Source organism: Micromonospora noduli, assembly GCF_003264365.1.
Classification (GTDB): domain Bacteria; phylum Actinomycetota; class Actinomycetes; order Mycobacteriales; family Micromonosporaceae; genus Micromonospora; species Micromonospora noduli.
Genome location: NZ_PYAK01000095.1, coordinates 1 through 12,845 on the forward strand (window position 1 = coordinate 1; position 12,845 = coordinate 12,845).

Sequence of the window (12,845 nt, forward strand, 5' to 3'; positions counted from 1 at the left end):
GCACCGCCGGCACGGCACGGCACCACACCGCCGGTACGGCGCCGCACCGCACCGCGCGGCGCGGCGCGGCGCGGCGCGGCGCGGCGCGGCGTTGTCAGCTCAGATCACGACAGACACCACCAGCTCACGACGGCACACCGCCAAAGGTTCGACGCCACGCCGCCGGCCCACCGCAGCACGCCGTCCGTTCCCCCTTCGGAGCTGATGCCGTAAACGAATCAGGCTCGATGTCGTAAACGATTCAGCTCCAAAGGACCGGCCCACGGCACATGCCAGCAGCCCACGGCATCCCGGGGCGATCGTCTCCCATCACGCGTCGGACCTGATCACCGGGCTGCTTGCGACCAGCCCGAGTGCCAGCGCGCCGACGCGCCCGCACGCAGCCAGGCCCGCACACCACCAGACCCACGCGCCGTCAGGCCCGCACACCACCAGACCCACGCGCCGTCAGGCCCGCACACCAGCGGGCCCGCACACCAGCGGGCCCGCACGCCACAAGAGCCGGGCCACCGTCAGGCCCGCACGCCGCCGGACCCGCACACGACAGGGCCCGCCGACCCGCTCGCCGAACGGCGCCGGTCGGGTCAGCTTCCGGTGAGGGCGCGCAGCAGCGTACGGACGGCGGCGCTCAGGTCGGCCCGGCTGGCCGCGGTACCGGGCGGTGGGGCGCTGAGCGCGCCAGCGCCGGCCAGTCGGTCGAAGAGCAGCCCGTCCACGAATGCCACGAACTGGTCGCCCTGCCGATCGGGGTCGGTGGCCCCGGCCCGGGTCAGCAGGTCCCGGGCCTGCACCCGCAGGCCAGTGCCGTGTTGCAGGATGCCGCGCAGCTCGGGCCGGTGCACCGCCTCCAGGAGGCACGCGTAGCGCGCGAGGCTCCGGCTGCGTCCGGTGCTCAACCAACGGTCGAGCACCTCGGCGACGCCGGCGGCGAGCGCGTCGAGGTCGCCGCTGTCGAGCCGGGGGGCAGGGGTCGGGGGTGGCGGGCCGGTCGGCAGGTCGTACGCGGCCAGGTCGGCCCGGTCCCGTTCGGCGAGCCGTCCGACGACCGCCTCGATCAGCGCCTGTCGGGTCCGCAGGTACGCGGAGGTGGTGCCCGGCGGCATTTCGGCGCGGCCGTCGACCGCCCGATGGGTCAGGGCTCGCATGCCACCGTCGGCGATCAGTTCGATGGCCGCGTCGGTCAGCGTCGCGATCCGATTCGCCCGTGCCGTCATGGCACTCCTCCCTTCCGGTGGTTCGCAGGTAGTATCACTCTTCTACAGGTGTAGAAGGAGGATCGACATGGTCGACTCACACGCGGTGGTGGTGGGCGCCGGCATCGGCGGGTTGAGCGCGGCGCTCGCCCTGCACCGGCACGGGTGGCGGGTCACCGTGCTGGAGCGCGCCCCCGAGATGCGCGAGGTCGGTGCCGGCCTGAGCCTGATGGCCAACGCGGTGCGCGCGCTGGACGCCCTCGGCCTCGGTCCGGCCCTGCGCCGGGGTGGACACGGCGAGGCACCAGGTGGAATCCGCAACCGGCACGGACGGTGGTTGTCCCGGGTGGACGCCTCGGAGATGGTCCGGCAACTGGGCACCACGGCGCTCGGTGTGCACCGGGCCACGCTGCACCGCACCCTGCGCGAGGCCCTGCCCGCCTCGTCCCTGCACACCTCCGCCACGGTGGAGCACGTCGAGTCGGGCCCGGACCGGGCCGAGGTGCGCTTTCAGGGACCGGACGGCCCGCACACCCTCAGCGCCGATCTGGTGGTCGGCGCCGACGGCCTGCGCAGCCGGGTCCGCGCCCAGCTCTGGCCGCAACACCCCGGCCCGGTGTACGCCGGATCGACGACGTGGCGAGCGGCCATCGCCTTTGCCGACCCGGTCCCGGCCGCCATCAGCTGGGGGCCGGGGGCCGAGTTCGGCATGGTGCCGATCGGCGACGGCCAGCTCTACTGGTACGGCGCGCTGAACGCCCCGCCCGGCGGCCACGCCCCCGACGAGCTGGCGGCCGTGCGAGGGCGCTTCGGCGACTGGCACGACCCGATTCCGGCGCTTCTCGCGGCAACCCCACCCGACGTCGTGCTGCGCAACGACATCCACTACCTGGCCGTGCCGCTGCCCTCGTACGTGCGGGGGCGGGTGGCGCTGCTCGGCGACGCCGCTCATCCGATGACACCCAACCTCGGGCAGGGCGCCGGGCAGGCGATCGAGGACGCGGTGGTGCTCGGCGCGGTCTGCGCCAGCGGCGCCGAGGAAGTGCCCGCCGCCCTGGCCGCGTACGACGAGCTGCGTCGACCACGCAGTCAGTCCGTTGCCCGCGCCTCCTACGTCGCTGGGCGGTTCGGACAGCAGCTGCACAGCCCGATTGCGTTCGCGATGCGGAACATCGCGTTGCGGCTCACCCCGGGCCGGGTCGCCCTGCGCAGCATGGCCCGCTACGCGGACTGGCGACCGCCGGCGGGCTGAGCCGGCCCAGCGATCCGGCCGGTGGCCAGGGCGGCGTACTCCGCCGAGGCGAGGAACTCGGTCAACACCTCCACGGTGCCCGGCGTCCACTGACGACCGTCGAGCACTTCGGCACCCGGGACGAAGAGCATCGCCGCGCCCTCGCCGAGCACCACATCCTCCTGCCGGGCCCTGGTGCTGCCGAGGAAGTAGTGCTTCACCCGGGCCAGCTCGGGCAGCGTCTGCACGGCGACCGGGTGCAGTGGCCCGTCGGCCCGCAGGCCGGTCTCCTCCAACAACTCCCGCTCGGCGGTCTGCTCCGGCGTCTCCCCCGGCTCGCCGTGGCCGCCGGGCAGCCCCCACACGTTCGGGTGGTGCGTCGCGTCGCCGTCGCGCAGTTGCAAGAGCAGCTGCCCGTCGGGATCTACCAGCAGGACGCACGCGACAATTCTCATCCGACCAGACTACGGCCGGCGAGGAACCGTCGTGGCCCCAAAGCTCCAGAATAGTCATTCGGATCGCCGTCGGGGCTAATCAAAGGCGACAGTGCGCCGGTACAATCGGCGACTTCGTTGTGACCGATCGCTGACTGCTGATGGTGAAAGCGATCACACACACTGAGCCCATGAACAGGAGAGTCAACCGCGGTAGGGCACTCCGCGTCGCGGTGTGCCTCCTTCTTCTCGCCGCGTTGAGCGGCTGCATGCAACTCAACATGGGGTTGACCGTCAACGCCGACGACACGGTCGACGGGCAGCTCCTGCTGACGGCCCAGAAGTCCGTGCTGAGCGGCCGTAACAAGAACCTCCCGGTCGCCTTCGCGGAGTTGCGGCAGAACATCCCCGCCCTACCGGCGGGCGAGGAAACCCTCTACCAGGACGCCACTTTCTACGGCTCCCAGATCAGTTACCGCAAGGCGCCGCTGGCCGGTTTCGACACCGAGAGCGTGAAACTGGTCAGGGACGGCGATCTGTACCGCTTCACGCTGCCGCTCGATCCCAAGAAATATGGCGGAAAGGTTGCGGAACAGAATCCGCAAAACCAACAGGCGTTCCTCAAGCTCATGTCGTTCGAGATCTCGGTGACATTTCCCGGCCGGGTGATCGACAGCAATGGCACCGTCAACGGCCGTTCGGTCAGTTGGAAGGTCGATCCCAACCAGGAGAAGCCAGCCGAGCTACGGGCCGTGGCCGAGGCGCCACCACGACCGTCCACCTCACCGGTTGCCGCCGGCGAGGAGGACGACGGCGGATTCCCCTGGCTGCTGGTCGTCGGCGGTGTCCTCCTCCTCCTGCTGCTGCTCGCCGCGGTGGGCGTACTCCTGGCTCGCCGCCGTCACCCCGCGGCGCCGGCTGCGCCCGGTCCGACCCCGCCGCCGGGCCCGCCCGCCGGCGCCCCGGGGCCCGGCTGATCCATCTGGTGGCCGGCTCAGCCGGCCACGCCCGGCCCCGGCCGCCCCCGAAACGACGGCGACCGGCCCCGGTGCTCCCCGCAGGGCACCGGACCTCACCACCACCACATCCCGGTCGCACCATCGCAGAAGGGGGATCGTCATGAACGATCTCTTCACCTGGGCAGCCCTGGGGACCATCGCCGGCGCGAGCGCCGCCACCCTGCTGGCCACCAACGTCATCGGCGGGCTGATCGGCCCGAGCGGCGACAAGCTCCGCAAGTGGATCGCCATCGCCATCGCGCTGCTGCTGTCCTACGTGACAGCGGCATTCGCCGACGACGCCGGCGGCGAGAAGTGGATCATCGCGTTCTTCAACGCGCTGGTCATCTTCTCCGCCGCGCTCGGCGTCAACCAGTTCCCGCCCGGCAACCGACAGGCGACGCCGACCCAGGTCGCGAGCGGTCGTGAGCCCCGAGTCTTCCGTTCCTGGGTCTGAGGGGTGCTGTCATGGTCTTCGGAATTCTCAGCGCAGCCATTCAGGTCGGCTTCGCCGCCCTGCTCGGCTTCCTCGCCGGTGGCTCGATCGGGCTGCTGATCGGCGCCGTCGTGGGCCTGGTGGTCGGCGCGGTCTTCGGCTGGTCGGTGGCCTCCGCCGGGGTGTACGCCTCGGACGCCCGCGGCATCTTCCTCTTCGTCGTCGACCACACCTGGAGTCTGCTCAACACTGTCGTCGGCGCCATCTACCTGACCGTGCACCTGATCTTCGGGCACTCACTGGACCGGCCCACGTCACTGAACAGTGGTCGGGTCAGCGTGGTGGAGGGGGTATCACCCCGCTACGCCACCACCATCGGCACCGTCTGCGCCGGCTCCAGCTCCGGCATCCAGCGGCACGAGGACGTGCACATCTTCCAGGGCCGCCTGCTCGGGCCGCTCTACATCCCCCTCGTCCTGGCCAACTACGTCCTGTTCACCATCGCGCCGGTGTGGCTGCTCTACCACGACCACACCAACGCGCCGATCAACCGCTTCACCCGGTACTTCGAGATCGGCGTCTACCCGCACGTGTGGAACGAGGCCATCGCGTACCGGATCCAGGGGACGCCGCCGCGATGACCACCCACGGGCGCGGACCGATCGAGACCGCCACCGCCGAGCTGGTCGCCTGGGTGACCAGCGCGGCGGGGGAACCGGTCCCGGTCGGCCCGCCCCGCGCGTGCGACGACGCCGACGGGCTCACCCTCTGGCCGATGGAGCTGCGCCCGGCCCGGCAGACCCGCTCCAGCGGCGCGGTCCGCGAACCGTACCGGTTCACTGTCCGCCACCTGCTCTGCGTCACCGGTCCGGCCGGGTTGCCCCGGCTGGACCGGGTGCTCACCGCCGCGACCAGCGACGGCAGCTACCCGGTCGTGCTGGAGGCCGGCGATCCACCACTGTGGGCGGCCTTCGGCACCGCACCCCGACCGGCGCTGCTGATCGACGTTGCGACGCAGGTGGACCACCCGACTCCGGCCGCGCCGCCGGTGCTGCAACCGCTGCGGTTGCGGCAACTCGACGTACGCAGCCTCAGTGGGCGGGTGGTCGGCCCCCAGGAGCAGCCACTGGCCGCGATGCGGGTCGAACTGCCCGGCACCGGGTCCGCCACCCGCACCGACACCGAGGGCCGGTTCCTGATCGTCGGCGTCCCGCACGACCCCGAGCACCCGAGCCCGGTCCGGCTGCGGCTGACCGGACGCGGGCTCGTCCTCACCGCCGACGTCGACCCGGCCGAGGACGACATCGTCATCGTCTGCGCGCCACCGACCCACTGACACCCACAGGCACAGGAGGACCGATGCCCAGTTACTTCTCCCCCGGCATCTATGTCGAGGAGGTCCCCAGCGGCGCCCGACCGATCGGGCCGGCGAGCACCAGCATCGCCGCCTTCGTCGGCGTCGCCCCGGACCGCTCCGCCCACCTGGGCAAGGCGGTGCCGGTCAACAACTGGACGGAGTTCCTGCGGCTCTTCGCCGGTGGGGAGCGGGTGGAGAGCACCCCGCTGGCCCGGGCGGTCTTCGGCTTCCTGGACAACGGGGGTGCCCGCTGCTGGGTGGTCAACGTCGGCGAGGGTGGCGCGATCACCGGCACCGGGCAGCGGCGCGGCGGTCTGCAACTGCTGGAGGCCGTCGACGAGATCTCCATCATCGCCGCGCCCGGTTTCCACGACGTGGTGTCCCACGAGGCGCTGCTCAGCATGGCCGAGCGCACCCGCACCATGGTCGCGATCTGCGACCCGGCACCCGACATCGACGACATCTCCGCGTTGACCCGGGTCGCCACGCCGTCTTCCGGCAAACCCCCCAAGCCCGCCGAGGGTACGGGCGGCGGCGCGGCCGGCGGTCCCGGCGGCGGTCCGGCCCAGCCGGGTGGCTCCGGCGGCCACGAGGGGGCCGCCTACCGGCCGCGACAGTCCGAGTTCGGCGCGTTCTACTACCCCTGGCTGCGGGTGCGCGACCCGATCAGCGGCGAGTTGGAACTCACCCCGCCGAGCGGGCACCTGGCCGGCATCTGGGCCCGCACCGACGCCCTGCGCGGGGTGCACAAGGCACCGGCCAACGAGCCGGTGCGCGGCGCCGTCGACCTGGGCTACCTGGTCACCCGACCGGAACACGACGTGCTCAACCCCAAGGGTGTCAACGTGATCCGCTACTTCGCCGGCGAGGGCATCCGCGTGTGGGGCGCCCGTACGCTCGCCGCCGAGGCCAGCGAGTGGCGCTACCTCAACGTCCGACGCCTCAGCATCGCCATCGAGCAGGCCATCGCCAACGGCACCCGGTGGATGGTGTTCGAGCCCAACGACTTCACCCTCTGGCGTTCGATCCGGCGCGACATCGGGGCGTTCCTCACCCGGGTCTGGCGGGACGGCGCGCTGCTGGGACGCAGCCCCGAGGAGGCGTTCTTCGTCAAGTGCGACGAGGAGACCAACCCACCGGACGTCCGCGACGCGGGCATGGTGATCGCCCACATCGGCATCGCGGTCGTCAAGCCCGCCGAGTTCGTGGTGTTCAAGCTGAGCCAGTGGGCCGGCGGCACCGAGACCGAGACGATCGGAGGCTGACATGCCCACCACCGCCACCCCGCAACCCGGGGCCCCGGTCGACCCGTACCGGGCGTACAACTTCCGACTGCTCATCAACGGCGTCACCAACGGCCACTTCACCGAGATGACCGGGTTGGAGGTGAACATCCCCGGGCAGCCGTACCGGGAGCACGGCCTGGGTCGGATGCGGATGGTGCCCGGTCAGGCCGAGTACGAGCCGGTCACGCTGCACTTCGGCCTCACCGCCTCCCGCGAGTTGTGGGACTGGGTGAACGCCACCGCCCAGGGCACCCTCAACCGGCGCAACGTCTCGGTGGTGCTGCTCGACTCGGTCGGTACCGCCGAGGTGCTGCGCTGGAACCTGATCGACGCCTGGCCGACCCGGTGGCGCGGGGCACACCTCAACACCCTCAGCCACGAGATCGCCATCGCCTCGCTGACCCTGCGCTACGAGGGCCTGGAGCTGGAGACCGGCGGTGCCACCGCGCCGACGCCCGCGTAGCTGGCTGGCCGGCCGGCTGCGCTCGGCGGCCGGGGCGGTGCAGCGCCTCGCCGGGCGGGTCGAGCCCGCCGGCCGCCTTCCGCAGCCGTCGCAGACACCCGAGGCGACACCACGCCGTTTCGGGGAGCCGCCGCGGCACTGGCTGGACCTGGTCGCCGCCCACGCGCCCGGTCTGCTGCACGAGCTGGACCTCGACCCGTCCCCTACCGGCAACGCCGAGGCAGGGGCCCAGGGCGGGCGGCAGGGCGAATCGACCGGTCGGGTCGACGCCGACGGTGCGGACCCGGTCGCTGACGCCAGGTCCGGCGGGTCCGACAGGTCCGGCAGGCTCGGCAGGCTCGGCGGGTCCGGCGGGCTCGGCGGGTCCGGCAACGCGGGGGACGTGGGTGGTCCCGGTGCGAGCGGGGACAAGGGGCCGACGAGGTCGCGGGCCGAGGGCCGAACCGGGAGGTCGGGCCGCTCGTCGCGGGCTGGTGACCAGCCCGACGGTACGGGGACCGGTGCTGCCGGCGACCGCACGCCTTCGTCCAGCTCGGACCTGACAACCCCGCCGGCCGGATCCACCTGGCCGGACCCCTCGACCCCGCCAGCCGGTTCGACCTGGCCGGCGGGACCGGGGGCGGCGGTGCCGCCGGTGCGCCGGGCGCCCCGCGGCGACACCACAGCCCTCGACAGCCCGGCCTGCGACACCATAGCCGTCGACGCGAGCGGGCTGGCCCGGACGGACGGCCCCCGACAGCCGGTCCGCTCCATGGTCTTCGGGCCGCACAGTTCGCCGAGCGGCCGCCTGCACCAGGCTGAGGCCGAAGCCACCCGAACCACCTCACACCCGCAAGTGGACACACGGTGGTCCGGCGAGGTTGACCACGGGCTTTCCACCGGCTCGTCCGCCCTACGACCCACCGTCGACCGGCTCTCGGGTGGTCGCGACGGGTTCCGGGGCGACTCGGACGGTCAGCCCTCGCCCAGGGAGGACCAGAGCGGGCACCTGCGTGGTGATGCACCGAGCGCGACCCGGACGTCGCCAGTGGACGCGGTGGCTGTGCACCGCCTTCTGAACGGGCCGATCCGGGGCGGGGTCGACGCCTCCTGGACCGGCTCGACGGCGACGAGCGCCGGGAACCCGTCGGCCTCTGCGCGCGGCGACCTGGATCGCCTCACGGACGGTGGCCCCTGGCTGGCCCTGCCCGGCGAACCGGCACCACCCGGACACCCGGCCGGGCGGCACGACGCCGGGACGGGAACGGCCGGCGGCGGACGAGCGACGGGCATCGACGGACCGCCCAACGCGGCGGCGCGGAGAGTCGACCCGTGGCCGGCACTGCCGGACGACACCACACTGTGGTCGGTCGCCGGCGCGGCGGTGGACACCGCCCAGCTGACCCGACTGGACCGGGAACAGGCGGGTGACTGATGGAACGCGTCGCCTTCCTCATCGACTCCTCAGGCGTTCGGGTGGACTGCCTGCTCAACCCGGAGACCGTGCAGGTGACCCGGCTCGCCGGCGTACGGCAGCGGGGTGCCGGCGGCGGGCAGCTCACCGGGTCCGGTCTGGCCGACGATCCGCTGGTCTTCACCGGCGGTGGCCGTACCGAGCTGGTGCTCGACCTGCTCTTCGACGTCGACTTCGTGGAGGCGCAACTGCGTCCGGCCGACGTCCGGGTGCTCACCCGTCCGCTGTGGATGCTCGCGGAGAATTCCACGGCCGAGCACGGTTGGCTGCGGCCGCCGTTGGTCCGGTTGGTCTGGGGCAAGACCTGGAACGTGCCGGGTGTGATCATCGCGGTGGCGGAACGGTTCGACGCGTTCACCGGCACCGGGTCGCCCCGGCGGTCCTGGCTGCGGCTGAAGCTGGTCCGCGCCGCCGAGACGGCCGATCAGGCCGAGGCCGGCTTCGCCGAGGAGTTGGCCGCCGCGAGCACCCCGACCGCCGCGCCGGGCAGCGCGGTGATCGCCGCCGGTGACGGCGCTGCCGAGCCGGGTCGCTCCGGTGTGCGTTTCGACCTGCTGGCCAACGACGCGCTGGGCTCACCGCTGCGCTGGCGGCTGCTGGCTGAACACAACCGGATCACCGATCCCCTGGCCGTGCCGGCCGGCACCACCCTCGCCGTGCCACCGAGCGCCGGCACCGGTTCGGCGACCGGGTTGGCGCGGGCGGTGGCGGGTGTGGTGGGCGCGGGAGCGTCGTACCTGGGCACCTCGGTCGTCGGCGCGCCGTGGGACGCGGCCACCGGCCCGACCGGCGCCGCTCCGAGCGGGTCCGGCAATCCCCGGGGCACGCCATGACCAGCGTCGCGCCCCGGGCGTTGATCGTCCTGCTCGACGGCGTCGAGCTGGTCGGCGCGGCTCGTCAGCGGGTCCGCTCACTGCGGGTGGCGGCCCGGCTCAACCAGCCCACCCAGGCCGAGCTGGTCCTCGCCACCACCGCCGGGACCGGCGCGTTCGACCCGGCGGTGCGCCCCGGCACGGCGCTCGACGTACGGCTCGCCGATCACGCGGACGCCCTGTTCACCGGTGAGGTCACCTGCGTGGAGGTGGAGTACGCCGCCGACGGGGCGGCGGTGCTGCGGCTGCGGGCGTACGACCCGCTGCACCGGCTGCGCAAGCGGCAGGGGTTGCGGGTCTTCACCTCGGTGACCGCCGTCGAGCTGGCCCGGGAGCTGTGCGGCGCGGTGGGTCTGGCGGTGACCGCCGATGTCGACGGCCCTCGGTTGGAGCGGCTGCTCCAGCACCGGCACAGCGATCTGGAGCTGCTGCGCGAGGTCGCCGGCCGGGCCGGGCTGCACCTGGCCCCCGACGGTGACGGCGTCCGGCTGATCACACTCGCCGGCTACGGGGAGCCGGTCGCGTTGACGCTCGGCGCGGGGGTGCACACAGTGCGGCTGTCCACAAACACCGACCAGGCCAGCGGTGCCAGCGCGGCCCTGGGCTGGCACCCGCAGCGGGCCGAGGTGATCAGCCAGCAGGTCGACGAGGCGCGCTGCGGCCGACCCGCCGACGACCGCCCGGACCCGGCCGACGTGGGCGCCGACGGCGTTCGCACCGCCGTGGACCAGCCCGGCCGCAGCGACGACGAGTTGGCGGCGCTGGCCCAGGCCCGGCTCGACACCCGCGCGGCGGCGCTGGCCACGGCCGAGGGGGTGGCCGAGGGCGATCCGGCGCTACGGCCGGGGCGCCGCGTCGACCTCGGCGGGGTGCCCGACCCGGTCGCCGGGACGTACGTGCTGACCGAGGTGGTGCACACAGTGGATGGCAACGGGCACCTGACCCGTTTCTCCACGGTGCCGCCGGCCACCCCGGCGACCCCGACCGGCGGGGCGGTGGTCACCCTCGGCAGCGTCACCGACGTCGCCGACCCGGACGGGCTGGGGCGGGTCCGGTTGACCCTGCCGGCGTACGGGGACCTGGACGCCGGCTGGCTCGCCGTGCTCTGCCCCGGGGCGGGACCGGGCAAGGGTCTGGTGGCGCTGCCCGATCCGGGTGACACCGTGCTGGTGGTGCTGCCCGGCGGCGAGCCGGCCTCGGGCATCGTGCTCGGTTCGCTGTTCGGCGCCGTCGAGCCGTACGACGCGGGCATCGACGACGGCAAGGCCCGCCGCTGGACGATGCGTACCGCCGGCGGGCAGTCGATCGTCGTCGACGACGTGCGGCGCAGTCTGCGGCTGGGCACCGAGGGCGGCAGCTTCCTGGAGCTGACCCCCGACCTGGCCACCCTGCACGCGGCGTCCGACCTGGTGATCTCCGCACCCGGCCGGGCCATGGTGGTGCGCGCCCGCAGCGTGGACTTCCTGCACGCCGACTCGACCGAGGACCCGACCACCGCGGCGGAGCAGGCCCGTTCGCTCGCCCGCGCCCACCACAAAGGAGGCGGCTGATGCGCTGGATCCACAGTGACTCCGTGATCACCTGCGATCACGACGGCCGGGTCGAGAACCGACCCTCGCGGCAGTGGGTGACCGTCACCGGTGTGCCCGTGCTCGTCGATGACGACCCGGAGGGACGCACAATCGTTGCCTGCCCGAACTACGGCCCGACCATCAAGCCGTGCACGACGACGCTGACCGTCCGGGTCGGCTACAGCGACTGGATCCGCGTCGACGGGCACCGGGTGGTGCTGTCGCACCTGGAGGGGTTCACCAACGGCACTCCGCCGGGGCTGGTCAAGCACACGGTGCGCGACCCCCGCCAGCAGTTCCTGGGGGCGGACCGATGAGGGCCTTCCGCTTCGTCGGCGCCGGCTTCGACGCCGGCCGCACCGGCGGGTTGGCGCTCACCGCAGCCGGCGGCCTGGCGATGACCGAGGGCGACGAGAGCGTACGGCAGGCGCTGTTCCTGCTCCTGTCGACCACCCCGGGCGAGCGGTTGATGCGACCCGGGTACGGCTCCCGGCTGCACCGGTTGGTCTTCGCGCCCAACGACGACACCACGGCCGGTCTGGCCATCCACTACGTCCGGCAGGCCATCGCCCGTTGGGAGCCCCGGGTCGAGGTGATCGACGTGGACGCCGGGCCGGACCCGGACGACGCGTGGCGGTTGGTGATCCGGCTGGACTACCGGGTGCGGGCCAGCCTGACTCCCGGGCAACTGGTCTTCTCAGTGGATCTGCTCCCGGTCGACGAGCCCGCCCAGGGAGGAGCGTCATGACGCTGCCCGTGCCGCACCTGGACGATCGCGGCTTCCTCGACCTGGTCACCGAGGCCCGGGAACGGATCCGCCAGTCCTGCCCGGCGTGGACCGACCTGTCCGCGCACGACCCCGGCATGGCGTTGGTGGAGACGTTCGCGCACCTCACCGAGGTGATGATCTACCGGTTGAACCAGTTGCCGGAGAAGGCGTACGTCTCGTTTCTGAACCTGCTCGGCGTCACCCGGCACGCGCCGACAGCGGCCTGGGCGGACGTCCGGTTCACCCGTACCGGCACCGACCGCGGCGCGGTCCGGATCCCGGCCGGGCTGCGGGTCGCCGCGGCCCGGGGCGCGGACCCTCGGCCGGTCGTGTTCGTCACCACCGAGCCGACGCTGCTGCCCGCCGACGAGACGTCGGTGACGGTACGGATGCACCACTGCGAACCGGTCGAGGCGGAGTTGCTCGGGGTGGGCACCGGCCAGCCGGGGCAGGTGCTGCGCGCGACGCACGCGCCGCTGACACACACCGCCGAGGCGCTGGATCTGCTGCTCGGGGTGGAGGTGCCGGCCGGCACTGTCGAGCTGGGCGCGGCGGCCCGCGAGTACGACGGTCGCACGTTCGAGATCTGGCAGCCGGTGGACAGCTTCGCCGGGCTCGGTCCGCAGGCCAAGGCGTACCTGGTCGACCGTTGCTCCGGCACTGTCATCTTCGCCCCTGCCCTCGACCTGCGGCCAGCCGCCGGGGCGACGCCGCGCGGCGAGGTCGCGGCGGACGCGGCCGCGCCGGCGAGCACCGTGCCGCCGGTGACCGTCGCGGCGGTG

The 12,845-nt window shown here is 73.1% G+C and carries 14 protein-coding genes and 1 pseudogene; 13 read left to right on the plus strand and 2 right to left on the minus strand.

Annotated elements, in window-relative coordinates; all coding sequences use genetic code 11:
• Positions 1-584: 584 nt before the first annotated feature.
• Positions 585-1,214 (minus strand): TetR/AcrR family transcriptional regulator, encoded by a 630-nt coding sequence (locus tag GUI43_RS31905; protein WP_112590229.1) that lies wholly within the window; start codon positions 1,212-1,214, stop codon positions 585-587.
• A 67-nt stretch (positions 1,215-1,281) separates the two neighbouring features.
• Between GUI43_RS31905 and GUI43_RS31910 the strand changes: the two genes are divergently transcribed.
• Positions 1,282-2,445, plus strand: coding sequence for an FAD-dependent oxidoreductase (locus tag GUI43_RS31910; protein WP_112700525.1), 1,164 nt, complete (start codon positions 1,282-1,284; stop codon positions 2,443-2,445).
• On the opposite strand, the gene GUI43_RS31915 is transcribed toward GUI43_RS31910, so the two are convergent.
• Positions 2,415-2,879 carry an NUDIX hydrolase gene (locus GUI43_RS31915; RefSeq protein WP_112590224.1) on the minus strand — a complete coding sequence of 155 codons (465 nt, stop codon included), beginning with the start codon at positions 2,877-2,879 and terminating at the stop codon, positions 2,415-2,417. The genes GUI43_RS31910 and GUI43_RS31915 overlap by 31 nt on opposite strands.
• 170 nt (positions 2,880-3,049) lie before the next feature.
• Here GUI43_RS31915 and GUI43_RS31920 point away from each other — a divergent pair, with 170 nt between their 5' ends.
• From GUI43_RS31920 to GUI43_RS31975, 12 genes and pseudogenes are all read left to right on the plus strand, one after another.
• Complete coding sequence (locus GUI43_RS31920; RefSeq protein ID WP_112700527.1) at positions 3,050-3,835, plus strand: LppM family (lipo)protein; 786 nt, start codon at positions 3,050-3,052, stop codon at positions 3,833-3,835.
• Between the two features lie 142 nt (positions 3,836-3,977).
• The gene (locus GUI43_RS31925; protein WP_112590221.1) at positions 3,978-4,313 is read left to right on the plus strand and encodes a hypothetical protein; all 336 of its coding nucleotides are present in this window, start codon (positions 3,978-3,980) and stop codon (positions 4,311-4,313) included.
• An 11-nt stretch (positions 4,314-4,324) separates the two neighbouring features.
• Positions 4,325-4,933, plus strand: a complete 609-nt coding sequence (locus GUI43_RS31930; protein WP_091398481.1) for a glycine zipper family protein — start codon at positions 4,325-4,327, stop codon at positions 4,931-4,933.
• Positions 4,930-5,628: a carboxypeptidase-like regulatory domain-containing protein gene (locus GUI43_RS31935; RefSeq protein ID WP_112700529.1), complete on the plus strand. Its 699-nt coding sequence runs from the start codon at positions 4,930-4,932 to the stop codon at positions 5,626-5,628. The genes GUI43_RS31930 and GUI43_RS31935 overlap by 4 nt, the downstream gene beginning before the upstream one ends.
• A 23-nt stretch (positions 5,629-5,651) precedes the next feature.
• Positions 5,652-6,914, plus strand: coding sequence for a phage tail sheath family protein (locus GUI43_RS31940; protein WP_112590216.1), 1,263 nt, complete (start codon positions 5,652-5,654; stop codon positions 6,912-6,914).
• Position 6,915: 1 nt separating this feature from the next.
• Positions 6,916-7,398 (plus strand): phage tail protein, encoded by a 483-nt coding sequence (locus GUI43_RS31945; protein ID WP_030327509.1) that lies wholly within the window; start codon positions 6,916-6,918, stop codon positions 7,396-7,398.
• Positions 7,373-8,812, plus strand: coding sequence for a hypothetical protein (locus GUI43_RS31950; RefSeq protein ID WP_112700531.1), 1,440 nt, complete (start codon positions 7,373-7,375; stop codon positions 8,810-8,812). Before GUI43_RS31945 ends, GUI43_RS31950 begins: the two co-directional genes overlap by 26 nt.
• Positions 8,812-9,684, plus strand: coding sequence for a CIS tube protein (locus tag GUI43_RS31955; RefSeq protein ID WP_112700533.1), 873 nt, complete (start codon positions 8,812-8,814; stop codon positions 9,682-9,684). Before GUI43_RS31950 ends, GUI43_RS31955 begins: the two co-directional genes overlap by 1 nt.
• Positions 9,681-11,273, plus strand: coding sequence for a contractile injection system protein, VgrG/Pvc8 family (locus tag GUI43_RS31960; protein WP_112700537.1), 1,593 nt, complete (start codon positions 9,681-9,683; stop codon positions 11,271-11,273). Before GUI43_RS31955 ends, GUI43_RS31960 begins: the two co-directional genes overlap by 4 nt.
• Positions 11,273-11,611 carry a hypothetical protein gene (locus GUI43_RS31965; RefSeq protein WP_112700535.1) on the plus strand — a complete coding sequence of 113 codons (339 nt, stop codon included), beginning with the start codon at positions 11,273-11,275 and terminating at the stop codon, positions 11,609-11,611. Before GUI43_RS31960 ends, GUI43_RS31965 begins: the two co-directional genes overlap by 1 nt.
• Positions 11,608-12,042, plus strand: a complete 435-nt coding sequence (locus tag GUI43_RS31970) for a GPW/gp25 family protein (protein WP_030489705.1) — start codon at positions 11,608-11,610, stop codon at positions 12,040-12,042. The genes GUI43_RS31965 and GUI43_RS31970 overlap by 4 nt, the downstream gene beginning before the upstream one ends.
• A pseudogene (locus GUI43_RS31975) lies at positions 12,039-12,845 on the plus strand (putative baseplate assembly protein); the annotation flags it as partial. The gene GUI43_RS31970 and the pseudogene GUI43_RS31975, both read left to right, overlap by 4 nt.

Bases quoted from the DNA above. Each gene is read 5' to 3' on its own strand.
- GUI43_RS31965 (WP_112700535.1), top strand. From the start codon at position 11,273: ATGCGCTGGATCCACAGTGACTCCGTGATCACCTGCGATCACGACGGC.
- GUI43_RS31905 (WP_112590229.1), bottom strand. From the start codon at position 1,214: ATGACGGCACGGGCGAATCGGATCGCGACGCTGACCGACGCGGCCATC.
- GUI43_RS31915 (WP_112590224.1), bottom strand. From the start codon at position 2,879: ATGAGAATTGTCGCGTGCGTCCTGCTGGTAGATCCCGACGGGCAGCTG.
- GUI43_RS31960 (WP_112700537.1), top strand. From the start codon at position 9,681: ATGACCAGCGTCGCGCCCCGGGCGTTGATCGTCCTGCTCGACGGCGTC.
- GUI43_RS31925 (WP_112590221.1), top strand. From the start codon at position 3,978: ATGAACGATCTCTTCACCTGGGCAGCCCTGGGGACCATCGCCGGCGCG.
- GUI43_RS31935 (WP_112700529.1), top strand. From the start codon at position 4,930: ATGACCACCCACGGGCGCGGACCGATCGAGACCGCCACCGCCGAGCTG.
- GUI43_RS31920 (WP_112700527.1), top strand. From the start codon at position 3,050: ATGAACAGGAGAGTCAACCGCGGTAGGGCACTCCGCGTCGCGGTGTGC.
- GUI43_RS31910 (WP_112700525.1), top strand. From the start codon at position 1,282: ATGGTCGACTCACACGCGGTGGTGGTGGGCGCCGGCATCGGCGGGTTG.
- GUI43_RS31970 (WP_030489705.1), top strand. From the start codon at position 11,608: ATGAGGGCCTTCCGCTTCGTCGGCGCCGGCTTCGACGCCGGCCGCACC.
- GUI43_RS31940 (WP_112590216.1), top strand. From the start codon at position 5,652: ATGCCCAGTTACTTCTCCCCCGGCATCTATGTCGAGGAGGTCCCCAGC.
- GUI43_RS31955 (WP_112700533.1), top strand. From the start codon at position 8,812: ATGGAACGCGTCGCCTTCCTCATCGACTCCTCAGGCGTTCGGGTGGAC.
- GUI43_RS31945 (WP_030327509.1), top strand. From the start codon at position 6,916: ATGCCCACCACCGCCACCCCGCAACCCGGGGCCCCGGTCGACCCGTAC.
- GUI43_RS31930 (WP_091398481.1), top strand. From the start codon at position 4,325: ATGGTCTTCGGAATTCTCAGCGCAGCCATTCAGGTCGGCTTCGCCGCC.